The 22,064-nt window shown below is 60.5% G+C and carries 18 protein-coding genes; 11 read left to right on the forward strand and 7 right to left on the reverse strand.

The window, feature by feature from the left end:
* From GTW23_RS22830 to GTW23_RS22855, 6 genes are all read left to right on the forward strand, one after another.
* Complete coding sequence (locus tag GTW23_RS22830; RefSeq protein WP_252917648.1) at positions 1-921, forward strand: branched-chain amino acid ABC transporter permease; 921 nt, start codon at positions 1-3, stop codon at positions 919-921.
* Complete coding sequence (locus GTW23_RS22835; protein ID WP_252917649.1) at positions 918-1,691, forward strand: ABC transporter ATP-binding protein; 774 nt, start codon at positions 918-920, stop codon at positions 1,689-1,691. The genes GTW23_RS22830 and GTW23_RS22835 overlap by 4 nt, the downstream gene beginning before the upstream one ends.
* A complete protein-coding gene (locus GTW23_RS22840) occupies positions 1,681-2,427 on the forward strand; it encodes an ABC transporter ATP-binding protein (protein ID WP_324288338.1) in 747 nt (248 codons plus the stop codon). Before GTW23_RS22835 ends, GTW23_RS22840 begins: the two co-directional genes overlap by 11 nt.
* A gap of 52 nt (positions 2,428-2,479) precedes the next feature.
* Complete coding sequence (locus GTW23_RS22845) at positions 2,480-3,655, forward strand: ABC transporter substrate-binding protein (protein ID WP_252917650.1); 1,176 nt, start codon at positions 2,480-2,482, stop codon at positions 3,653-3,655.
* Between the two features lie 92 nt (positions 3,656-3,747).
* Positions 3,748-4,692: a TAXI family TRAP transporter solute-binding subunit gene (locus GTW23_RS22850; protein WP_252917651.1), complete on the forward strand. Its 945-nt coding sequence runs from the start codon at positions 3,748-3,750 to the stop codon at positions 4,690-4,692.
* 130 nt (positions 4,693-4,822) lie between these two features.
* Positions 4,823-6,733, forward strand: coding sequence for a TRAP transporter permease (locus tag GTW23_RS22855; RefSeq protein ID WP_252917652.1), 1,911 nt, complete (start codon positions 4,823-4,825; stop codon positions 6,731-6,733).
* Positions 6,734-6,752: 19 nt separating this feature from the next.
* Here GTW23_RS22855 and GTW23_RS22860 read toward each other — a convergent pair whose 3' ends face one another.
* From GTW23_RS22860 to leuC, 6 genes are all read right to left on the reverse strand, one after another.
* Positions 6,753-7,514 (reverse strand): SDR family NAD(P)-dependent oxidoreductase, encoded by a 762-nt coding sequence (locus GTW23_RS22860; protein WP_252917653.1) that lies wholly within the window; start codon positions 7,512-7,514, stop codon positions 6,753-6,755.
* 3 nt (positions 7,515-7,517) lie between these two features.
* Positions 7,518-8,822, reverse strand: a complete 1,305-nt coding sequence (gene hisD, locus GTW23_RS22865; RefSeq protein WP_252917654.1) for a histidinol dehydrogenase — start codon at positions 8,820-8,822, stop codon at positions 7,518-7,520.
* Positions 8,823-8,852: 30 nt separating this feature from the next.
* The gene (locus tag GTW23_RS22870; protein WP_252917655.1) at positions 8,853-9,797 is read right to left on the reverse strand and encodes a 3-hydroxyacyl-CoA dehydrogenase; all 945 of its coding nucleotides are present in this window, start codon (positions 9,795-9,797) and stop codon (positions 8,853-8,855) included.
* On the reverse strand, positions 9,794-10,675 hold the full coding sequence (locus tag GTW23_RS22875; RefSeq protein WP_252917656.1) for an isocitrate lyase/PEP mutase family protein: 882 nt from the start codon (positions 10,673-10,675) through the stop codon (positions 9,794-9,796). The genes GTW23_RS22870 and GTW23_RS22875 overlap by 4 nt, the downstream gene beginning before the upstream one ends.
* Before the next feature lie 65 nt (positions 10,676-10,740).
* Entirely contained in the window at positions 10,741-11,391 is a 651-nt protein-coding gene (gene leuD, locus GTW23_RS22880) for a 3-isopropylmalate dehydratase small subunit (protein ID WP_252917657.1), read from the reverse strand.
* On the reverse strand, positions 11,391-12,803 hold the full coding sequence (gene leuC / locus GTW23_RS22885; RefSeq protein WP_252917658.1) for a 3-isopropylmalate dehydratase large subunit: 1,413 nt from the start codon (positions 12,801-12,803) through the stop codon (positions 11,391-11,393). Before leuC ends, leuD begins: the two co-directional genes overlap by 1 nt.
* Positions 12,804-12,997: 194 nt before the next feature.
* On the opposite strand from leuC, the gene GTW23_RS22890 reads away from it, so the two are divergent.
* Positions 12,998-15,055, forward strand: a complete 2,058-nt coding sequence (locus GTW23_RS22890; protein ID WP_252917659.1) for a hydantoinase/oxoprolinase family protein — start codon at positions 12,998-13,000, stop codon at positions 15,053-15,055.
* A 5-nt stretch (positions 15,056-15,060) separates the two neighbouring features.
* Positions 15,061-16,836 (forward strand): hydantoinase B/oxoprolinase family protein, encoded by a 1,776-nt coding sequence (locus GTW23_RS22895; protein WP_252917660.1) that lies wholly within the window; start codon positions 15,061-15,063, stop codon positions 16,834-16,836.
* A 74-nt stretch (positions 16,837-16,910) separates the two neighbouring features.
* On the opposite strand, the gene GTW23_RS22900 is transcribed toward GTW23_RS22895, so the two are convergent.
* Positions 16,911-17,999 carry a LacI family DNA-binding transcriptional regulator gene (locus tag GTW23_RS22900; RefSeq protein ID WP_252917661.1) on the reverse strand — a complete coding sequence of 363 codons (1,089 nt, stop codon included), beginning with the start codon at positions 17,997-17,999 and terminating at the stop codon, positions 16,911-16,913.
* A gap of 277 nt (positions 18,000-18,276) precedes the next feature.
* On the opposite strand from GTW23_RS22900, the gene GTW23_RS22905 reads away from it, so the two are divergent.
* Genes GTW23_RS22905 through GTW23_RS22915 form a run of 3 tightly spaced genes read left to right on the forward strand, consistent with a single transcriptional unit; the run spans position 18,277 to position 22,021 of the window.
* Positions 18,277-19,395 (forward strand): sugar ABC transporter substrate-binding protein, encoded by a 1,119-nt coding sequence (locus GTW23_RS22905; RefSeq protein ID WP_252917662.1) that lies wholly within the window; start codon positions 18,277-18,279, stop codon positions 19,393-19,395.
* Entirely contained in the window at positions 19,395-21,023 is a 1,629-nt protein-coding gene (locus GTW23_RS22910; protein ID WP_252917663.1) for a sugar ABC transporter ATP-binding protein, read from the forward strand. Before GTW23_RS22905 ends, GTW23_RS22910 begins: the two co-directional genes overlap by 1 nt.
* Positions 21,023-22,021: an ABC transporter permease gene (locus GTW23_RS22915; protein ID WP_252917664.1), complete on the forward strand. Its 999-nt coding sequence runs from the start codon at positions 21,023-21,025 to the stop codon at positions 22,019-22,021. Before GTW23_RS22910 ends, GTW23_RS22915 begins: the two co-directional genes overlap by 1 nt.
* Positions 22,022-22,064 lie beyond the last annotated feature (43 nt).

Genomic DNA, 22,064 nt, shown 5'->3' on the forward strand with positions numbered 1-22,064 from the left:
ATGAGCGGTTACTGGGCAGGCATACTTACGATCCTGGCGATCAACATCATCTTCGCCTACGGCATCTTTCTTCCGGTCGCGACAGGCCAACTCAACCTGGGCGGTGCGGGCTTTCAAGCAATCGGCGCCTATGGTGCGGCCTTTCTGTCGGCCTCCTTCGGGCTGCCGGTGCCGGTGACAATCGGCGTCGGAATGGCGATTGCCGGAATAACAGGCTTCGTGATCGCATTTCCGCTGTTGAGAACCCGCGGGGTCTACCTGGTTCTGGCAACATTTGCCTTTGCAGAGGTCGTCGGCGGGCTCATTCTCAATTCCGATACATTCGGCGGGGCAATGGGACTGTCGGTTCCGGCATTCATTGACTGGCATGTCCCGGTGACCGCGGCTGTCGTGGTCACGCTGTTCGTCTTCTACCTGATGTCGACCCGTTTTGGCCTGACCATGCGCGCGGCGCATGATGACGAGGTTGTCACCGACCTGATGGGCGTGAATGTCCGCAGTATTCAGGTTGCCGCCTTTGCCATCGGCGGCGCATTGGCCGGACTTGCCGGTGGGCTGTACGCGCATTCGTTCAATTTCGTCGAGATCCAGAGCTTCAACGCGCTGGTCTCGATTTATGTGCTGCTTTACGTGCTGCTTGGCGGGACCCAGACCGCATGGGGCCCGTTGGCGGGCGCCACGTTCTTCACCATGCTGCCCGAAGCGCTCCGGACGGTCCTGCCGGCGCTTAAAAGTGGGATCTATTCGCTGGCCGGGGTTGAGGGCGCGGTACCGGCGCCGGACGATTCCTGGCGGTTTGTCATTCTCGGAGCGTTGACGATTGCCATGATGGTTTTCCGTCCGGAAGGGCTGATTACCCGCACCATGATCGAACGTTTCGGTTTCCACCGGTCCAGGGCAGGCAAGGGGGCGCCGGCATGACCGCCTTGATGTCACTCACCAATGTGTCGAAAAATTTCGGTGGATTGGCTGTTATCACCGATGTCAGCTTCGATGTGCCGGCGGGAGCAAGGATGGCGCTGATCGGTCCGAACGGGGCCGGGAAAACGACAATCTTCAATCTGATATCCGGCGTTTACCAGCCATCGGCCGGTGAAATACGGCTGGAGGGCCAGGAGATCTCGGCCATACCCTCGCGCGAGCGTATCGGATTGGGGATCGCTCGCTCGTTTCAGAACATCCGGCTGATGCCGCACCTGTCGGTCCTCGAAAATGTGATGCTCGGCCAGCAGGCGCGCGCCGGTAACCTCGGCAACATGCTGTCGCCCCTGAGACGATCAAGATGGCGCCGGGAAGCCGAGGAGCTGCTCGAACAGATGGGGCTCGACACCTATCCCGGCGAAGTGGTGGCGACTTTGCCCTACGGCATCCGCAAGAAGATCGAGGTGGTGCGCGCCCTCGTGGCCAAGCCGAAGCTTCTCATGCTCGATGAGCCGGCGGCCGGGCTGAACAACACCGAGACCGCCAATCTCAAGGATTTCCTCATGCAGATTGCGGCAACCGGGGTCACGCTGCTTGTTGTCGAGCATGACATGAGCCTTGTCCGCAGTCTCTGCGACCATGCGGTGGTGCTCAATTTCGGAGAGAAGATCTACGACGGCCCCACTGCCGAGGTTCAGAAGGATCCGGATGTGCTTGAAGCCTATCTCGGGACCCGGCACGCAGGCAAGGAGACGACCGATGTTGCTTGACGTGAAGGGACTGGATGTCCGCTACGGCCGTACACATGCGGTCAAGGGTGTCGATCTGAATGTTGCCGAGGGCGAAATCGTCACCGTTCTGGGCGCCAATGGCGCCGGCAAGACTTCACTGTTGCGGGCATTGCAGGGCGCTGTTCGTCCGGCATCCGGTACCATCAGTCTTGATGGAAAGGAGCTGTCGGCCGCCAGTCCAGCCGCGCGGGTCGCTTCGGGCATGATGCTGGTGCCCGAAGGCCGCCAGATCTTCGTCTCCATGACCGTGCACGAAAACCTGCAGATGGGCGTCTATCTGCGCTCGGACGGAGACGTCGCCCGCGATCTCGAGGCTGTCTACGACCGGTTTCCCAATCTCGCGGAACGCAGGGACATGAAAGCCAGCGTGTTGTCGGGCGGTGAGCAGCAGATGCTTGCCATCGGTCGGGCGCTGGTCGGCAGGCCACGCCTGATCATGCTCGATGAACCATCGCTCGGGTTGTCGCCGCTGTTCGTGTCACGACTGTTCGACCTGATCGTCGAGCTCAACAAGAGCGGTATCAGCATTCTGCTGGTCGAGCAGAACACGACGATGGCACTCGACGTTGCCACCCGGGGGTATGTCCTCGAACTGGGCAGGGTGGTCATCGAGGACAGTGCTGCGGCGCTGTCGACCAACACCGCTCTCACCGAGGCCTATCTCGGCGGCGGAAACGAGACTTCGGCGCTCACTACCACGGGAGCACAGGCGTGACGCCGGACGGTACTGAAACAGTAATGGAACTTTTAACAAAGGGAGACTTTTCATGAACGTCAAATCAATCCTGGCAGCGGGGGCGCTGGCGCTTCTCGCGAGCACTGCCTGGGCGGCCGATACCATCAAGATCGGCAACATCGTTGTCACGGCCGGCTTTCTCAAGAGCGTCGGCGAGCCGACGCTTACGGCGGTCGACATCGCCGTGGACGAAATCAATGCTGCCGGCGGTATCAATGGCAAGCCGATCGAGCTTATCCGTTTCGATACCGGCTCTGATCCGAAACAGGCCTCCGTCGGTGCGCGCAAGCTGGCACAAGACGACGAGGTGCTGGCGATCGTCGGGCCGTTCTCGTCAGGCGAATCCGCGGTGGCTCTGAATGACGCCGAGCGCTTGAAAGTGCTGATGATGCCGACCTCCGCGTCTGCCCCCGGCCTCACCGATGGCCGAAAGTATGGCTGGCGCCTGACCGAGGACGAGTTCAAGCAGTTCGGACGACTTCTCAAATCGCTTAAGGCCAACGGCATCAAGTCGGATACTGCGGAGATCGTCTACATCTCGGAAGAAGTCGTTTCCAACGCTGCCGGAACCAAGCTGTATCCGGCGCTGCTGAAGGAAAACGGCATCACGCACGGTGATCCGATCCCGGTTCAGTACAAGAGCTTCGACATGTCGGCCCAGGCGGCGCAGATCCTGGCTTCCAATCCGGATCTGGTCGCCATTGCCGCTCTGCCGGAATCGGCCTCCAAGGTCATCGGTGAATTGCGCCGGCAAGGCTATGAGGGCCGCATCATCGGTTCGCAGATCTTTGCCGACCCCAACGTGGTCGAACTGTTCGGCCCCGAGGGAGAAGGAACCATGGTTGTCGCCGGGTTCTGGAGAGGCTTCAGCCCGGCTTCGGAGGCCTTCAACGAGAAGTTCGTCGCCGAAACCGCAAAGCGCGGTATCAAGAAGGCAGGCGCACACCATTCCGACGCCCAAGCCTATGATACGCTCTTCCTGCTCAAGCAGGTCATGGAAAAAGTTGGCACGACAGGTGATCCTGCAAAGCTCGAAGAAGAGCGTGAAGCGATCGTAGCCGGAATGGAAGGCGTCCGGTTCTCCGGAATCCTTGGCAATGACATCTGTTTCAACGGCCACGACGCGGAGCTTCCGGGCTACATCATCGAGATCAAGAACGGTGAATGGACCAAGTTCGATTCCGCACCTGCCGACAAGTGTGAGTGAATCAATCAGCCTGCGCATTTTTATAGTGCGCAGGCCTTTCGTGCGGACAGCAAGAGAGGCAGTCTGCCTGGACCAGACAAGGGAAACTTGAAATGTTGAAACGTTTGATGATGGCGGTCGCTTTGACCGGGATGCTTTGTGGCGTGGCCGCTGCGCAGACGGTCGGCCTGGCAACGACGAAGGGCGGCGCTACCAACCAGATTGCCAATGCTCTGGCAAAAACCATTTCGGAAAATTCCGATCTCATGGTCAGGCCGCAAATCATGGCAAATACCGCGCAATACCTGCCTCTGGTGGATACCGGCCGTGTTGAGTTCGGCATTGCCAACTTTCCCCAGACCTCCAATGCCATTTCGGGCACCGGCATGTCCGAAGGACAGCCTCATCCCAACCTGCGGATGGTGGGGACGCTCATTCCCTTCAATGCAGGGCTGATGGTCACCAACGAATCCGGAATGGCAACCATGGCGGACATGAAGGGCAAGCGGCTTCCACGATTCCCCGAAGGTTCTCTCGGCGATATCATCATGAAGGCCGCACTGGAAACAGCCGGGCTGACTTATGACGATGTCACCAGCGTACCGATCGCCAATTTCCCGGCCATGTTCCAGGGGATCAAGGACGGTACCACGGATGTCAGTATCGCGACCGCGGGTTCGCAGTCAGCGCTGGATATCGATGCCTCGACGGGCGGTGCCCGGTTTCTCGATTTCAAGGATGGCGATGAGAAGATTCTCGAGAAGAGCCTGCCTGGCGTCTCGCTGAAGAAGGGAACGGACCTGCCGGAGTCTGCGGGTATCACCGACGATACCGTGATCATGTCCTATGACTACACGCTCTTTGCCAATGTCGATGTGGCCGACGAGACCGTCGCCAAGGTGGCCAAGGCACTCTACGAGGGCAAGGAAGGTCTCATGGCGTCCGGCCCGATCTGGAGCGAATTCGATCCCGCACGGCTTGCGAACAACATCTCGCTCGAGTTTCACCCGGGAGCCATCGAGTTCTACAAGAGCGTCGGTATCTGGAACGGCAACTAGAACCAGGCATGCAGCAGCGGGGTGTCCACCAGTCCCGCTGCTGCTGCTGAGGCCCGCGCCTGCCGTCTGTACTGAAAGACAGTGAGGACGGAGGCGAGGCGCAAGGGGTGCCGGGTAATTGGAGACTGGAATGGCAGACGTGCAGACCAAGGCGATGAGGGCTGTCTCTGCGGCCTTTTCATTGTTCGTGCCGGTGGTGGCCGTGTTGTGGGTCATGGCAGTGCCACAGCGGCTTGGCCTGTTGATCTATCCCGAGCAAGTGGTGGTGCTGATGCTCGGTGCGGCGCTGGTCGTGGTGTTTTGCCGCTCGAGCGCTTCGGATTCCGCGGCTTGGCGGCTTCTCAATACCGTGCTTGCCTGCATTGCCGCGATGTTGAGCGTTTATGTCTATATCCGCTTTCCGGTGCTTTCTGAGGCTACCCATCGCTTCCCCACCGAGACGCTGCTGATCGGTATTGGCGTCACGCTGCTGACACTGGAAGCCTTGCGTCGTGTGGTCGGCTGGACGCTCGTCTTCATCTTTGCGATCCTTTTCCTCTATGCCGTTTTCGGCGACTGGGTGCCGGGCGCACTGCAGGGGCGGCCGATGGCTGCAGCGGACGTTTTGCGGTTCATCGGTGCGGACTCCTCCGCGGTCTGGGGGCAGGCTCTGCAGATTGCAGCCTTTGTCGTGGTGATCTTCGTTCTGTTCGGTGGTCTCCTGATGGCCAGCGGCGGCGGCGATTTCTTTACCCAGCTTGCCATGCGTGTCGCAGGCAACGGACCGGGAAACTCTGCCAAGGTGGCGGTGACCGCATCTGCGCTGTTCGGCACGGTTTCCGGCAGCGCCGTCTCGAACGTCATGTCGACGGGCATCATGACCATTCCCCTGATGAAGCGTGCCGGATTCCGTGGCGCCCAGGCAGGCGGTATCGAGGCGGTTTCGTCCACCGGAGGTCAGCTGATGCCGCCGGTGATGGGAGCGGCAGCCTTCCTGATGGCCGAAATCCTGCAGGTCCCCTACAAGACCGTTGCGCTGGCCGCCCTGCTGCCGGCAGTACTCTATTACATCTCGCTGTATTGTCAGATCGATTTCATCTCGCGCAGGGATAACATCGCTTCGCTCAAGGATATTCAGCGCAACACCTTTGCGACGGTGGTCAAGGATGGCTGGTTGGCCATCGTCGCCTTTACCGTGCTGCTGAGCTGCATCTTCTACTGGAACATGCGGGCCGAAGTGGCGGCAGTCTGGGCGATCGCGGCCCTGGTGGCTGGCGGGCTTGTTCTCGGTCTCACCCGTCGAAGCACGCAGGGCATGACGCCACGCCAGGTCCTCACGGCGGTGATCGATACAGGTCGAAACACCTGCGATGTGCTGCTGATCACCGCTGTTGCCGGGATGATCATCGGCTTGCTTTCGACCACGGGCTTCGGTTTTGCGCTGTCGCTCTACCTGCTTGATTTCGGTGGCCGCAGCATGTTTGGGCTCTTGCTGCTGACCGCCGCGATCAGCATTGTTCTCGGGCTGGGGCTACCCACCACCGGGGTTTACCTTTTGCTCGCCTCCCTAGCCGCACCGTCCCTGGTGGAACTCGGTATCGAGCCCATCGCCGCGCACATGTTCGTGCTTTACTACGGCATTTTGTCGATGATCACGCCGCCGATCGCGCTGGCGAGTTTTGCTGCAGCAAGCCTGTCCGGGGCTACCAAGAGTGCCACCGAGCTTGAAGCCTTCCGGTTTGGCTGGATCGCCTATTTCCTGCCGTTCCTGTTCATCTACAAGCCGGGACTGCTGCTTGTCGGGTCCTGGTTCCATATCAGCTACGTGTTCGCCAGTTCGCTGATGGCGCTGGTGCTGGTGACCGGCGGGCTGGTCGGGCATGCGCTGCGTCCGCTGAACCCTCTCGTGCGGCTGCTCTGGGCCGTGGTGGGACTGCTGGTGATCATGCCCCTGGCCGAGTTTGGCGGACACACGCTGGAATATGCAGTCAGCGCATTGGGGGCGGTGTTGCTGGTGCTGTCGCTGGTCCTGAGCCCGAAGCCTGATCCGGTGAAAGCCTAGTCGTCCGACACAGTCTGACCTATTCGGCGGTCCAGCCACCATCGACGAGAATGGAAGAGCCGGTCATGAGGCCGGAGGCATCGCTTGCAAGCAGGATCAATGCACCGGCCAGATCTTCGACCTTCCCCAGCCGCCTGAGCTTGATCTTGGAGAGCACCGATGACCTGAAATTCTCGTCTTCCAGAAAAGGAGCCGTCATTGGTGTCTCGATGAAGGTCGGTGCGATTGCGTTGACCCGGATGCCAAGTGGAGCCAGCTCAACGGCCATCGATCTGGTCATGCCCTCAAGCGCAAACTTGGTGGTGCAGTAGATGGTCCGGTTTGCTGCGCCGACGTGCCCCATCTGGGAAGAGATGTTGATGATCGAGCCTCGACGCTCCAAGGCGATGAGACGGCGGACAACGGCCTGTGCGACGAAAAACGCGGCCTTGACGTTGAGATCGTTGACGCGGTCGAACCTCTCTGGTTCCACCTCGACAAAGGGCCCGGGGCTGTTGGTGCCTGCGTTGTTGACGAGAATGTCAAAAGCGGGCGCGTCACCGACTGCCCGCCGTACTGCCTCCACGTCCATGACGTCGAGAACGAGGGGCTCGGCCTGCCCACCGTCCTCGATGATGGTCTGGGCAGCGTTCTCGATTTCGCCTCTGCTGCGCGCCACAAGCGTGACATGCGCACCATAGGCAGCCAGCGCGCGGGCGGCGAGAAGGCCTATGCCGCGTCCGGCCCCTGTGACCAGCGCCCGTTTTCCGTCAAGTCTGAACAGTCCGGCCAGAGTATCCACGGTTCACTCCGCGGCAGTTGCATAGGGAACGTTCTTGCCGCCGTAGCGGCGGACGCGGATATTGGCCTGCTCTGCATGGCCGGCAAACCCTTCGAGCATGCAAAGCCGTGAGCAGTATTCGCCGATCATCGCCGATGCCTCATCGGTCAGAACGCGCTGATAGGTAACCGTCTTGAGGAATTTCCCGACCCAGAGGCCGCCAGTGTAGCGCGCCGTCTTCTTGGTCGGAAGCGTGTGATTGGTGCCGATGACCTTGTCGCCGAAAGCCACGTTGGTTCTGGCGCCAAGGAAGAGCGCGCCATAATTGGTCATGTTGTCGAGGAAGTAATCCGGATCCCTGGTCATCACCTGGACATGTTCGGAGGCGATCTCGTCGGCGATCCTGACCATTTCCGCATCGTCCTCGCAGACGATGACGGCGCCGTATTCGTCCCATGCCCGACGGGCGATATCCGCCGTCGGAAGAATGCCGAGCAGCCGTTCGACTTCCGCCATCGTGTCCCGGGCCAGCTTTTCCGAAGTGGTCAGAAGCATTGCCGGCGAGTTCGGACCATGCTCGGCCTGGCCAAGAAGATCGGTAGCACAGATCTCACCGTCCACCGTCTCGTCGGCTATCACCAGAGTTTCCGTCGGTCCTGCAAAGAGATCGATGCCGACACGTCCGTAGAGTTGGCGCTTGGCCTCCGCCACGAAGGCGTTGCCAGGGCCGACCAGCATATCCACCGGCGCAACCTGTTCGGTTCCCAGCGCCATGGCGCCAACGGCCTGAATGCCACCGAGGCAATGGATTTCGTCGGCTCCGGCAAGGTGCTGGGCGGCCACGATCGCCGGTGCAGGCTTGCCGTTGAAGGGTGGTGCGCAGGTGACGATCCGGGGTACGCCGGCGACCTTGGCCGTGACAACAGACATATGGGCGGATGCCAGCAGCGGGTACTTGCCGCCCGGTACGTAGCAGCCGACCGAATTCATCGGAATGTTCTTGTGGCCGAGCACAACACCGGGGAGGGTTTCGACCTCGATGTCGCGAAGGGCGGCACGCTGATGTTCGGCAAAATTGCGCACCTGTTCCTGGGCAAACTTGATGTCATCGATGTTGCGCTGCGAAAGTTGGCCCAGGCACTCCTGGATCTCGCTGTCGCTCAACCGGTAGTCATCGCGATCGAGGCCATCGAACTTGACCGACATCTCTCGCACGGCTGCCTGGCCGCGGCTGGCGATGTCCGCAAGCGCGCTTTCCACCGTTGCCCTGACCCTGTTGTCCTCATCGGCGATTGCTTCGGCCTGCTTGCCTTGCTTGAGGTATCTCATCGTCAAATCTCCATTCAAAAACGGGTGGGTTCAGGCCAACGGATCGGCTGTATCCTGCTTCATCCGTCGAAGCGCGAGAATGCGGCTGTCACGCCAGGCCTGACGCTCGGCGATCATTTCAGCGGGGATACGGCTCTCCAGCCGTGAGTGGGCTTCGGCAATCTGTTGCTGCGTCCAGTCGTAGTCCGTGCGGGCTGAATTGCCGAGATGTTTCATCATCGGGCCGAGCCGGTCGACAAAGCCCTGCAAGCCATCCGGTGCATTGAGGTGAGCGACTTCGAAGGGCCCCAGGGAGGCCCATCGCAGGGCCAGGCCATCGGTGAGAACCGCATCGATGTCTTCCGGCGTGCAGAAGCCCTCGCCGACCAGGTGAAGGGCTTCCGCCACCAGAGTGAACTGCAGGCGGTTGAGGATGAAGCCGTCGATCTCCTTGTTGAGCACGATCGGCCGCATCCCGGCCTCGGTCATCAGCAGCCGGGTACGTTCGATCGTCTCGCGGCTGGTGCTGCCGGTGCCGCAGAGTTCAACCAGCGGGATCAGCGACGGCGGATTGACCGGGTGAACCACCAGCGCCCGTTCCGGGTTGGCGATATGGCCCAGAAACTCGGAGCCGGGAATGGCGGAGGTGGAGGAGGCGAGGATGGCGTCGGCTGGGGCATGAGTGGCCACCTCGGTGAAGACCTGCCGCTTGGTGTCGGCATCTTCGCGCACGCTCTCCTGCACATAGACCGCATCCTTGACAGCTTCCGCAATCGAACCGACTGGAGTGATCCGATCGAGCACTGTCTCGACCGCTTCATCGAGCATGCCGTTGTCGGCAAAGAGCGTCAGTGTTTGCCTCGCGGCGGACAAGGCGCGACCTGCAGCCTCGCCCTCCAGTACATCGTAAAGCCTGACCTCGTGGCCTGCACGGGCGAAGACGACGGCCCATGCCCGCCCGACTGTTCCGGCGCCAATGCAAGCTGCGGTTTTCATCGTGGCTCGTCCTTTGGCTCGCGCGCCCAGCGCCGTTCAAAATCCCAGACCTCATCGAAGCCTATCAACGAGTTGAACTCGGTAAAATCAAACAGCGGCACATCCGGTGAAAGCGAGGTGCCCTCATGCTTCAAGAGATTGAGGACGGCTTCGGCCGCAGCTGCCGCGGCAAGGCCGGTGGCGGCCGGGAAAATCGCCATGCTGTAGCCGATGTCCTGCATCTCCGCCCGCGAGCGTATCGGCGTTTTGCCACCGTCGGCCATGTTGGCCATCATCGGCCTGGATACGCTACGGCAGGCCTCTCGCATTTCCTCCTCGCTTTCCAGCGCTTCCAGAAAAACGACATCGGCTCCCGCCTCGCCATAGGCAAGGCCACGTTTTAGGGCTCCCTCGAAGCCTTCAATCTGCCGGGCGTCAGTGCGTGCAATGATCAGCGTTTCGGGATTGCGACGGGCTTCGGTTGCGACCTTGATCTTCTCGATCATGTCAATTGCCGGCACGACGCGCTTGAATGGCGTGTGACCGCATTTTTTCGGAAATTCCTGATCTTCGATCTGGACTGCCACAACCCCGGCTTCCTCGTAGCCACGTACGGTATGATGCACGTTCAACAAGCCGCCATAACCGGTGTCGGCATCGGCAATGACGCCGGCGTTCGATACGCGGCAAAGCGTGGCCACGCGGTCCAGCATCTGGGTGTAGCTGGCAATCCCGGCGTCCGGCAGGCCTAGCGCGGATGCTCCCATCCAGTAGCCGGAAGCATAGACGAAATCGAAACCGATCTTGTTGCTGACGACTGCGGTGATCATGTCATGAATGCCGGGCGCCAGCACGAACTGTCCGTTTTCAAGGGCAGTCTTCAGGCTCGGTTTGTTCATTGTCGTGTCCTGTTTTGTGAGAGGCGAACCCGGGACTTCACACTGTGAAGAGTGGAATGGGTCGCTCAGCTTGAGCGTGTGTCGGCAAACAGGCGCTCGAGCCGCCCGTCATCGAGAAACAGCCATGGCTGGCTCGAGCGATGGCGCGCCTCGAAGGTTGCAATGTCGTCCGCGTCATCGGCAAGGATGCTGCCTATTTCATCGAGGCCGAGCATAAGTGTGTGACGCCGGTAGGGATCAATTTCGAAACCGATCGTTTCACCGTCCGGCAACTCAACGGTTTGGGCTTCGAGATCGACCGTCAAAGGATTTCCGCCTTCGGCCGCCCGCATGATCCGTTCATGGGTTTCGCCCTGAATGACAAGCGGCAGGGCGCCGTTCTTGAAGCAGTTGGACTGGAAGATCTCGCCGAAGCTCGGCGCGATAACGCAGCGGATGCCAAAATCCGTCAGTGCCCAGACCGCCTGTTCACGGCTGGATCCCGATCCGAAATTGGCGCCCGCGACCAGGATTTCGGCTTTGTCGAAAGGCGGGCTGTTGAGCACGAAATCTGTCTTGATGCCATCCGGACCCTGCCGGCGCTCGTGGAACAGATGCTTGCCGAGGCCGGCCTTGTCGAGCAGCAGCAGGAAGCGGGCGGGAAAAATGACATCGGTATCGACATGGGCCTCGCGCAGCGCAGCGGCCACGCTGGTGATCTTGGTGAATTTCTGCATCAGTTGCTCGATCCCAATTTGCGCACATCAATGAGGTGGCCGGCAATCGCCGCCGCGGCTGCCATTGCCGGGCTCATCAGGTGGGTGCGTCCGCCCTGGCCCTGGCGGCCCTCGAAATTGCGGTTGGAAGTGGATGCGCAGCGTTCCCCGGGCTTGAGGCGATCATCATTGACCGCAACACACATCGAGCAGCCTGAGCCGCGCCATTCGAAACCGGCGTCGGTAAAGACCCGATCGAGGCCTTCGGCTTCGGCCTGCAGACGCACGCCGGCTGATCCGGGAACAGCAATCGCCGTGACCGTCGGGGCAATCCTCCGGCCTTTTATCACTTCCGCTGCGGACCGCATGTCCTCCAGCCGGCCATTGGTGCAGGAGCCGATGAAGACGTGGTCGATGGCGATATCTTCGAGCGGCATGCCCGGTTTGAGATCCATATAGGCGAGGCTGCGCTCGATCTTGGCGCGCTTTGCCGAATCGGTTTCGGTGGCCGGATCGGGGACCCGGTCGGAGACGGGGCTGGTCTCGCCGGGATTGGTCCCCCAGGATACGTGGGGCGCAAGGCCGGATACATCGAGTTCCACCTCGGCATCGAACACCGCGTCCGGGTCGCTCCCAAGATCTCGCCAGTGGGCGACCGCCGCGTCCCAGGCTTCGCCTTCAGGTGAAAGCGGACGTCCCTCCAGGTAGGCGAAGGTCGTCTCGTCGGGCGCAACCATGCCGACGCGGCTGCCAGCCTCGATCGACATGTTGCACAAGGTCATGCGGGCTTCCATGGACAGCGTCGCCATGGCTGGTCCCGTATACTCGATGGCGTAGCCGACGCCGCCGTTGGTGCCGATCCTGGCGATCAGCGCCAGGATGATGTCCTTGACAGAGACGCCGGGTTGCAGAGCGCCATTGAGCGTGACGCGCATGGTCTTCTGCTTGCGCTGTCTGAGGGTCTGTGTCGCGAATACGCATTCACATTCACTCGCGCCGATGCCGAAGGAGATGGTGCCGAAAGCGCCGTGAGTGGAGGTGTGGCTGTCACCGCAGACAAGCGTGGCGCCGGGCAGCGTGAAGCCGAGTTCCGGGCCGATGACATGGACAATGCCGTGCCGGTCATCGGTCATGGATATGTAGTCGATACCGAATTGCTCGCAGTTCTCGATCAGCCTTCCGACCAGGCGGGATGCCAGGCCTTCGGCCAGCGGCATGTTCCTGTTCCGCGTTGGAACGGCGTGGTCCGCCACCGCAATATGGGCCGCGGGACGCACCAATTGGCGGTTTTGTGCGGTTAATCCGGAGAAAGCCTGAGGGCTGGAGATCTCCTGCACCAGATGGCGATCGATGTAGAGCAGCGACGTTCCGTCGTCGTAATCCTTGACGACGTGGCTCTGCCAGACTTTCTCGTAGAGGGTTTTCACTGTCATTGGCGTTTTTCAAGTCCCGAGGCATTGTGGCGATGATGCGGACGACCCGGATCGGTGAGAAAAAATGTCTGCGTCCACCGCATTTTCCTGTTGCGAATGAACGGAAAGGCAATCTATGTTGAAATGAATACGCATGCAATAACCTTTTGGAGTGTGTGCGACACGGGGATCACAAAGCGCATAGAGGAATTGATATGAGACTAGGCGTCGACGTTGGTGGCACGTTCACCGATCTTCTGCTGCATGATGAAAAGACGCAGCGGACCTTTGAGGCCAAAACGCCTTCAACTCCCGAAGACCAGTCCATCGGCGTCGCCGCAGGCGTCAAGTTGATCTGTGAGAAGGCCGGGATTTCGCCGTCCGACATCGAGTTGATCCTGCATGGCACGACAGTCGCGACCAATGCTGTGCTTGAAGGCAAGGGTGCGCGGGTTGGCCTGCTCGTGACCGAAGGATTCGAGTACACGCTGCACCTGGCCAAAGCCTGGACGCCCGGTCCGCTGTTCGGCTGGATCAACATGGAGAAGCCTGATCCGCTGGCGTCACTTGCCGATACGCGCGGCATTCCCGAACGGATGAATGCGCGCGGCGAAGTCGTCCGCGAACTCGATATCGACAAGGCAACCGCGTTGATCGACGATCTCTGCAGCTCCGGGATAGAGGCGCTGACGATTTCCCTGATGCATTCCTACGCCAATGCCGAGCATGAGAGAGCGCTGGGAGCCATCGTGGCGGAACGCTTCCCGGATATTCCGGTGTCGCTCTCCTCCGACATCCTGCCCGAATTCCGCGAATATGACCGGGCCATCACCACGGTGATGAACGACTATGTGCGGCCGATCATGAAGCGTTACCTGTCGCGGATCGAAGACCGGCTCAAGCAGGAAGGCGTCAGCGCGCGGCTGCATATCGTGCGTTCGGACGGCGGATTGATGAGTGCGGCTGCGGCGTCGGAACGGCCGGTGCACACAGTGCTTTCAGGGCCGGCCGGTGGCGTGACCAGCACGGTGATGCTGTCGCGGCGCTCAGGCATTTCCAAGCTTCTGGCCTTCGACATGGGCGGCACATCAACCGATGTGTCGGTGATTATCGACGGCGAAGCGACGATCTCGCGTTCCACCGAAGTCGGCATGTTCCCGGCCAAGGTGCCGACACTGGATGTGCGCAGCGTCGGCGCGGGCGGTGGCTCCATTGCCGACGTATCGGAACTCACCGGTTCGCTGCGTGTCGGTCCGCGCAGTGCCGGAGCCAACCCTGGGCCGGTGTCTTATGGGCGCGGCGGGACGGAACCAGCCGTCAGTGACGCCAACGTGGTTCTCGGCTATCTCCCGCCGGTGCTTCTGGGTGGCGACATGTCGCTCGATGTCGAAGGTGCCCGCAAGGCAGTCGCCGGCATCGGTGAGACGCTCGGTCTGTCGCCGGAAGATGCAGCCAAGGGCATCATCGACATCGCCAATGAAGTCATGCTCGGTGCGTTGCGGGTGATCACCGTGCAGCGCGGGCTCGATCCGCGCGAGTTCGGCATTGTTGCCTTTGGAGGTGCGGGTCCTCTGCATGCCAACGCCATCGCGGAGCTGCTCGGATGCTATCCGGTAATGGTGCCGCCCAATCCGGGCGTGCTTTCGGCGCTCGGCTTTCTCGAAGCGGATTTCAAGAACGAGTTCGTCCAGACCTATATCCGCTCCACGGTTGGACTTGACCCGGCCGAAGTATGGACTCGCTTCGAGGAGCTTGAAGGCAAGGCCAAGACCTGGCTCAAGGAGCAGGAGGTCTCGGCGGACGATGCCTCGATCCTCTACACGCTGGATCTGCGCTACGAGCAGCAGGGTTTCGAAGTCTCGGTGGATGTGAGTGCCCATCATGTGCGCCAGAAAGGCGGAATGGAGCCGATCCTGGCTGACTACCACGCATTGCATGAACGCCTTTACGGCGTGCGCTTCACGGTTCCGGTGGAACTGGTCGCCTTGCGGGTGGTGGCCCGCGGCGCAACGCCTCCGGTGAATGAAAAGGCGCCGGGTGGCGAAGGCGGAGAGATTTCCGCCGCGGTGATGGAAACCCGACCGGCCTATTTCGACGGCGCCTGGCATGACACGCCCCATTATGACCGCAACAAGCTCGGTGTTGGTTCCCGTGTCGAGGGGCCGGCCATCATTCGGCAATACGACACCACCACTGTGCTTCTGCCCGCCCACTACGCTGAAATCGACGAGCACGGCAACGTGCTCATCTGGCCAATTTCGAAGGGAAAGTGATCAAGATGGCAACCAAGGTCGATCCAATCACCCTCGATATCATCGAGAATGCACTCAAGAACGCCCGTTTCGAGATGGACGGCGTCGTCGTCCGGATCTCGCTGTCGCCGGTGATCCGCGAACAGCATGACGAGTTTCCGATGATCTGCAACGAACGCGGCCAGATGGTCGTCGGGCAGTTCGGATCCTACATTCCGTCGGTGGTCGAGAAGTTCGGCGGCAACGTCAATGAAGGCGATATCTTCGTCTGGAATGACCCCTACGCTTCCAAGGGCTCGATCTCGCACAACAATGACTGGTGCGTGATGCTGCCGATCTTCCACGAGAAGGTTCTGGTCGGCTTCTCCTCGATCTTCGGCCACATGGTCGATGTCGGCGGGTCGGTGCCGGGCTCAATGCCGGCCGACGCCCGCACGATCTGGGAGGAGGGGCTTCGGGTTCCCCCGGTCAAGATCTACGACAAGGGTGTGCTCAATCAGGGCGTGCTCGACATCATGCTCAACAATTCGCGGACGCCCGACATGAACCGGGCCGACCTGATGGCGCTGATTGCCGGCTGCAAGACAGCGGCGACCCGCGTGCGCGAACTCTGCGACCGCTTCGGCCGCGAGACCTACATGACCGCGTGCGACATGCTGCTCGACCGGACCCGCGAAGCCATGCGCCAGGTGATCCGGAAATACATCCCGGAAGAGCCTGTAAGCTTCACTGACTATGTCGATGATGACGGCCTGGGCAATGGCCCGTTCAAGATGACACTGACCATCTCGCGGCGCGGCGACATAGCTGTCTTTGACTGGACCGGGACCGATGACCAGGCGGAGGGTCCGATCAACTTCCATATCCACGAGGGCCTCTGCAAGCTGTTCTTCGGGGTCTACATGATCATGTCATTCGACCCTTCGGTGCTGTTCAACGAGGGCTTCTACGACCTGTTCGAGATCGTGCTGCCGGAGGGAAGCCTGCTCAATCCGAGGTTCCCTGCGGCGCTGTCGAACCGGCTCAATACGCATACGCGGTTCTTCGATTGCCAGGCCGGCGCGCTCGGCAAGTTCGTGCCGCAGCTGTCGATGGCAGCAGGTTACGGTACCAGCCCGCATTTCATCTTCTCGGGTACGGACAAGGACGACAAGTATTTCCAGCTTATGGAGCTGTTGTTCGGCGGCGTGCCGGGACGCCCTAAGGGCGACGGATTCGACGGCCATGCCTGGTGGCCGCTGTTTTCGGCAACGCCGATCGAATACATCGAAAACTACTACCCGGTTCTGGTCGAGCGCTATATGCCGATCCAGGATTCCGGCGGACCCGGACTGCATCGCGGCGGCGCCGGGATCGAGAAGGTCTACCGCATGCTCGCCGCCGGCAAGGTCTCGATTCATGACGACCGCGAAGTGGTTCCGCCCTGGGGCATCAATGGCGGCCTGCATGGCGGTACATCGAGCAAATGGGTGATCAAGGCGGGGGAAGAGACCCCGGAGCGGATTCCGTCCAAGATCGACAATCTCAAGGTCGAACCCGGTGACCGCGTCGTCTTCAAGACAGCAGGATCGGGCGGCTGGGGTGATCCGCTCGACCGCGATGCCGCGACCGTCGCGCGCGACGTGCGCTATGGGCTGGTCTCGCGGGATCAGGCGGAGAATGCCTATGGCGTGGTGCTGACTGCGCAGAACCTGCCTGACGAAGCCGCCTCCGCGACGTTGCGTAAAAAAGCGAAGGAGAAGCGTGGAGAACCACCTGCGTTCGACTTCGGCTACTCCCCGCCTGACCGGCAGGCTTCCTGACAGGAAAAGGGGCCTTCGAGCCCCTTTTCCCAAGCGCTTCCCGGATGTAACCGGCAGGATTGGTCAGGGTCGATTCATTTGGAGGAGCCAGTGTCGGCCCTGGCGGCTTCCTCCTTGCCCGTCTCCCAGCGGTGACCGGCCGGAACCGGAATGGTGTTGCGCCAGATCAGCCGTCCGCTGATCGGCTGGTCGATGCCGGGTTCGATGCCGGATGAGGGGTCGTCAAGGTTAAGAATTGACAGGGTGGCGTCGATCATCTGGTTGATTGGCTGGCGTACCGTGGTCAACTGATACGGAGCGCGACGTCCTTCGGGAATGTCGTCGAAGCCTGCCACCATCAAGTCTTCAGGAATGCGCAGACCAAGGCGGTAACGCAGCGCGTCTATGGCGCCCATGGCCATGATGTCATTGATGGCGAAGAGTGCCTCGGGCCGGGAACGGTCCTTGTCACGAAAGATACCGAGCGCAGCGTTGAATGCGCCTTCATAGGACGATTGTCCCCCGACCTCGGTTATGTCGCTGCGCCTCACACCTTCTTCCTGCAAGCGTTCGACAAATCCTCTTACACGGTCCTGGCTGGTGCTTCCCTTGGGGTCGCCGGTGATCATGGCGAAGTTTTTGGCCCCGGCAGCAAGGAAAGCCTCGGCAATCAAACGACCGCCGGCGGCGTTGTCACAGCGCACGCCCGAGGCGTCGCTGCCCGGAATGTAGCGGTTGAACAGCACGATCGGGATGCCCCGGTCATGGCACATGCTTGTCATGCGGGTCGAGAGCTGTGCCGCGGTCAGGATCACGCCATCAACCTGATATTTCAGCACGTGAAGGATGGCTTCGTCGCTTTCCGCACCCGGGTCTACCGTGAAGATCAGAACCTGCCGGCCTTGTTCCTGCAGTTTCTGGCTGAAAGCGTGTAAAACGTGGGAATAGAAGGGGTTGGCCATGTTGCCGATGATCAGCGCAACAATGTTTGTGCGTTTGGTCGTAAGGCTGCTGGCAATCGAATTGGGGACGTAGTTTAGCTTTCGGGCGGCCTCGTAAACCTTCTGTCTGGTTTCCTCGGCAATGCTCGAGCCGGGCGTGAAAGCACGGGAGACAGCCGACTGTGAAACGCCCGCCAATGCGGCAACATCGAATGAGGTGGAACGGTTGCTGTGACGTGCCATGACCGACTTCTTTCCATTTCGCCCGCTTCGATTGCGTATTCAACTGAAGCCCCAGTCAGACCGATAGCCTCCGGCGGGGAGGGATTCAACCAATTTGGTGACGCTGTGCATTCGTTCTCCTGTCTTCGACGGATTTGAGATCCTGCCCGTTTTCAAGATTTCGCAGTGCGGGCGATTGACTCGGTAGGGCACTTGAGAGAACAATGCATGCGTATTCATCACGTGCAATTCCTGCTGAGGGGCCGGAGCTGCACACGACAGGACAGGGAGTTCAAGAATGACAAAGCGCGTCCTACTCGCATCACTGACAGCCATAGCCGCCACCGTCTGCATGACAGGGGCCTCTTTCGCAGACGAGGCTTCCGAAGGCCTGGCCCGTGCAACAGCAAACATCGAGAAGTACAAGGCCAAGCCGGAATTCGTCGCTCCGGGCGAGCCGTTTGATGCCAAGGCCTGTGCGGCCGGGAAGAAGATGCTGTCGATCCCCAACAGCAGCGGCAATCCGTTCCTCAAGGGCATCATCGACCGGATGAAGGTCGCGGGTGCGCTGGTTGGCCTCGAAGTGCGTGAATGGGAAAACCAGGGTCAGCCGAGCCAGTGGGTTCAGGGTGTCGAGCTCGCCACCCGGGAGAAGTACGACATCATTGACCTGATTTCGGGCATTGATCCCGGCACCATCGAGCCGCAACTCAGGGCCGCGAAGGAAGCGGGCGTGAAAGTGATGACCTCGCACTTCTACGATCCGAGCTTCGAGCAGAATCCGGTGGTTTCGAGCTCTTTGACTATCGGCTTCGGTGAAGTCGGCACCATCCTGGCGGACTGGGCCGCTGTCGCGACCGAAGGCAAGGCGAACATCGCCATCGTTGTTTCCAACGAGGTTCCGCCAACCATTCCTCTGGTTGCGAACTTCAAGAAGCAACTCGCGGCCAATTGCCCGGACTGCAAGATCATCCAGGAAATCAACGTCGGCGTGACCGAGTGGGGCACGAAGATCCAGACTGCCGTGCAGTCCGCGGTTCAGGCCAATCCGGAAATCAACGTCGTGATCCCGATCTACGATTCGATGTCGCAGTTCGTCATTCCGGCCCTGCGGCTTGCCGGCAAGACGGGCGAAGTGAAGGTGGGTACCTTCAATGGCACTCCGTTCGTGCTTGACTACATTGCTCAGGGACTTGCCGACATGAATATCGGTGAAAGCCTGGACTGGATTGCCTATGCAACCGTCGATGGCCATCTGCGCGATGCTTGCGGACTCGAGAGCCCGAAAGCGCTCAATGTGCCGTTCTACATCTTTGACAAGACCAATGTCGCAGAGGCCGGTACCCCGGCCCAGTTCGATACCGGCTATGGTGATGCCTACAAGGCAGGTTTCCACAAGCTCTGGGGCATCGAATAATGGTTCTGTCGCCGGATCACACTGTACCCGATCCGGCAACCAGGCCGGGAGCGCGCAACCCGCTCCCGGTTCTGTCTGTTGCCAATCTCTCCAAGTCTTTCGGTGGCGCGAAAGCGTTGCACAATGTCTCCTTCGACGTCATGCCCGGCGAAGTTCACGGATTGCTTGGCAAGAATGGGTCTGGCAAATCGACGCTGGTGAAGATCCTTGCCGGTTTCCACGCGCCGGATGACGGCGGAACGCTTACATTCAACGGCGAGCGGGTTTCCCTGCCACTCAAGGCCGGGGAGGGCCGCCGTCTCGGCATGGCCTTTGTCCACCAGAACCTGGGGCTGGTGCCTTCGCTGACCGTGCTCGAAAACCTCAGGCTGGTCGAGCTTACCAGGAACGGCAAGGCATTCATCAATTGGCGGGCAGAAACAGCCGCGGCCCAACAGGCATTGAAACGCTTCGGACTCAATATCGATCCGGAGGAGCGGGTTGACAGGCTGACCCCTGTGCAACGGGCGCTGCTGGCCATCGTGCGGGCATTCGAGGAGATCGAGGCGGCTCGTGCAATCACCGGTAGGCCGGGTCTGGTCCTGCTTGACGAGCCCACCCCGTTCCTGCCGGCGAGCGGTGTTGCCCAGCTGTTCGAGCTGGTGCGTTCGATCACGCGTCTGGGGTCGAGCGTGATTTTCATTTCGCACGATATCGACGAAGTCATGGAAATCACCGACCGGATCACGGTGCTGCGCGACGGAGAACAGTCAGGCGAACTGGCGCGGGCTGACGCGACACACGAGAAGATCGTCGAGATGATTGTCGGTCAGAGTATCTCGCGCGGGCAGGGCAGAAAGTCCGGCACCAACAGCTTCCCGGTCTATGCGCGATTTGAAGGTCTTTCCGACAAGATGCTGCAGCCGTCAGATCTGCATGTCGGAAAGGGTGAAATTCTCGGACTGACCGGGTTGATAGGGTCGGGCTACGAGGAAGTGCCCTATCTTGCATTCGGCGCGCGCAGCGGCGCGTCAGGACGGATCACTATCGAGGACGGCCCCACCTTTGACCAGTCGACACTGACACCGGCGGCGGCAATCGAGCGCGGTTTTGCGCTGTTGCCGGGAGACCGGCATGGTGAAAGCGGGGTCGACAGTCTTTCCATCGTCGACAACATGTTCCTGCCCGACATCGGTCGGTTCTTCAGAGGCGGCTTGATGCGTAACGGCGCCATGGTGCGCGAGGCGCGGGAACTCGGCAAGGCTTACGAGGTTCGCCCCAACGACCCGGCACTGAAGCTTTCGGCGCTGTCGGGCGGCAATGCGCAAAAGGTGCTGATTGCACGCTGGATGAACCGGTCACCGCTCCTGCTTCTGCTTGATGAGCCGACGCAAGGCGTGGATGTCGGAACCCGCCAGCAGATCTTTGCAGCGCTGCGCAAAGCCGCAACGGAAGGCATGTCGATCATCTGCGCCAGTTCCGAGGCGGAACAGCTGGCTGAAATCTGCGACCGCGTTCTGGTCTTCGCAAGAGGCCGGATCTGCGATGAAATCACCGGTGAAAGGCTGACCAAGGAAGGCATATCCGAAGCCTGCTACGTCTCAGCCGGTCCCGCTTCCCAATCGAATCCCACGCCGCGAGTTGCTTGATGACCGACATAGTGAAAACCGCCGACATGACCAAGACCCCGACCAATTATGCCCGGCAGTTCGAACGGGTTGCGCTGCTTCTGGTGTGGGCGTTGACCATCGCGCTGTTTACCTTTCTCATCCCCAACAACTTTCTCAACTGGGGCAATTTCTCGATCATGTTCGCCTCATACGCGCCCGCAGCATTGCTGGCGCTGGCGATCATCATTCCGCTGACTGCGGGCGACTATGATCTGTCGGTTGGAGCGACCCTGACCCTTTCGGCTTCCACCATCGGCGTGCTCAATGTGTGGCAGCAAATGCCGATCGGCTGGGTTCTGGTCATCGTCCTGCTGATGGGCTTGGGTATCGGGTTGTTCCACTCGCTGTTCATCATCTATTTCCGGGTGCCGTCGCTTGTGGTGACGCTTGGCTCGACATCGCTGATGAGCGGTGTCGTCCAGTTGATCACCAATTCCTCCACCATCGGCGGGATCGACAACAGCCTGATCATGGCCGCCGTCGGTTACAGGCTGTTCGGCATCCCCTATGCCTTCTACTACGCTTTGGCGGCAGCATTGGTGATGTGGTACATCTTCGACTTCATGCCACTTGGACGAAAATTGCTTTTTGTCGGGCGGGGCAGGGAGGTGGCGAGACTCAACGGGATCTCGGTCAACAAGGTTCGTGTCGGCGCTTTGTGCATGTCGGCCGTCCTGGCGTCCGCCGCAGGCATTCTCTATGCAGGCGTGCTAGGGTCGGCAGATCCCTATTCGGGTCTCAACTATCTCCTGCCTGCCTTTGCAGCGGCGTTTCTCGGTGCGACCACGATCCAGCCCGGGCGCTTCAACCCTTGGGGAACGATCGTTGCGGTCTATTTTCTCGCAACCGGCATCACGGGGCTTTCCATGCTCGGGATTCCGCTGTGGGTGACCAACGTTTTCAACGGTGGAGCGTTGATCCTCGCCGTGACGATTTCGCAGATCACACGTGGTCGCGAAGCGTCCGACATAGGCTGACCGGGAGGGAAGGTGGACAATTGTCCCCTTCCTCGCGTACCCA

Origin of the sequence: Parahoeflea alexandrii, from assembly GCF_024105735.1 — a bacterium.
In the GTDB taxonomy this organism is placed as follows: Bacteria; Pseudomonadota; Alphaproteobacteria; order Rhizobiales; family Rhizobiaceae; genus Hoeflea; species Hoeflea alexandrii.

What these genes read in the sequence shown, in the direction of transcription:
- GTW23_RS22830 (WP_252917648.1), top strand. Translation starts at nt 1, where the DNA reads ATGAGCGGTTACTGGGCAGGCATACTTACGATCCTGGCGATCAACATC.
- GTW23_RS22835 (WP_252917649.1), top strand. Translation starts at nt 918, where the DNA reads ATGACCGCCTTGATGTCACTCACCAATGTGTCGAAAAATTTCGGTGGA.
- GTW23_RS22840 (WP_324288338.1), top strand. Translation starts at nt 1,681, where the DNA reads ATGTTGCTTGACGTGAAGGGACTGGATGTCCGCTACGGCCGTACACAT.
- GTW23_RS22845 (WP_252917650.1), top strand. Translation starts at nt 2,480, where the DNA reads ATGAACGTCAAATCAATCCTGGCAGCGGGGGCGCTGGCGCTTCTCGCG.
- GTW23_RS22850 (WP_252917651.1), top strand. Translation starts at nt 3,748, where the DNA reads ATGTTGAAACGTTTGATGATGGCGGTCGCTTTGACCGGGATGCTTTGT.
- GTW23_RS22855 (WP_252917652.1), top strand. Translation starts at nt 4,823, where the DNA reads ATGGCAGACGTGCAGACCAAGGCGATGAGGGCTGTCTCTGCGGCCTTT.
- hisD (WP_252917654.1), bottom strand. Translation starts at nt 8,822, where the DNA reads ATGAGATACCTCAAGCAAGGCAAGCAGGCCGAAGCAATCGCCGATGAG.
- GTW23_RS22870 (WP_252917655.1), bottom strand. Translation starts at nt 9,797, where the DNA reads ATGAAAACCGCAGCTTGCATTGGCGCCGGAACAGTCGGGCGGGCATGG.
- GTW23_RS22875 (WP_252917656.1), bottom strand. Translation starts at nt 10,675, where the DNA reads ATGAACAAACCGAGCCTGAAGACTGCCCTTGAAAACGGACAGTTCGTG.
- leuD (WP_252917657.1), bottom strand. Translation starts at nt 11,391, where the DNA reads ATGCAGAAATTCACCAAGATCACCAGCGTGGCCGCTGCGCTGCGCGAG.
- leuC (WP_252917658.1), bottom strand. Translation starts at nt 12,803, where the DNA reads ATGACAGTGAAAACCCTCTACGAGAAAGTCTGGCAGAGCCACGTCGTC.
- GTW23_RS22890 (WP_252917659.1), top strand. Translation starts at nt 12,998, where the DNA reads ATGAGACTAGGCGTCGACGTTGGTGGCACGTTCACCGATCTTCTGCTG.
- GTW23_RS22895 (WP_252917660.1), top strand. Translation starts at nt 15,061, where the DNA reads ATGGCAACCAAGGTCGATCCAATCACCCTCGATATCATCGAGAATGCA.
- GTW23_RS22900 (WP_252917661.1), bottom strand. Translation starts at nt 17,999, where the DNA reads ATGGCACGTCACAGCAACCGTTCCACCTCATTCGATGTTGCCGCATTG.
- GTW23_RS22905 (WP_252917662.1), top strand. Translation starts at nt 18,277, where the DNA reads ATGACAAAGCGCGTCCTACTCGCATCACTGACAGCCATAGCCGCCACC.
- GTW23_RS22910 (WP_252917663.1), top strand. Translation starts at nt 19,395, where the DNA reads ATGGTTCTGTCGCCGGATCACACTGTACCCGATCCGGCAACCAGGCCG.
- GTW23_RS22915 (WP_252917664.1), top strand. Translation starts at nt 21,023, where the DNA reads ATGACCGACATAGTGAAAACCGCCGACATGACCAAGACCCCGACCAAT.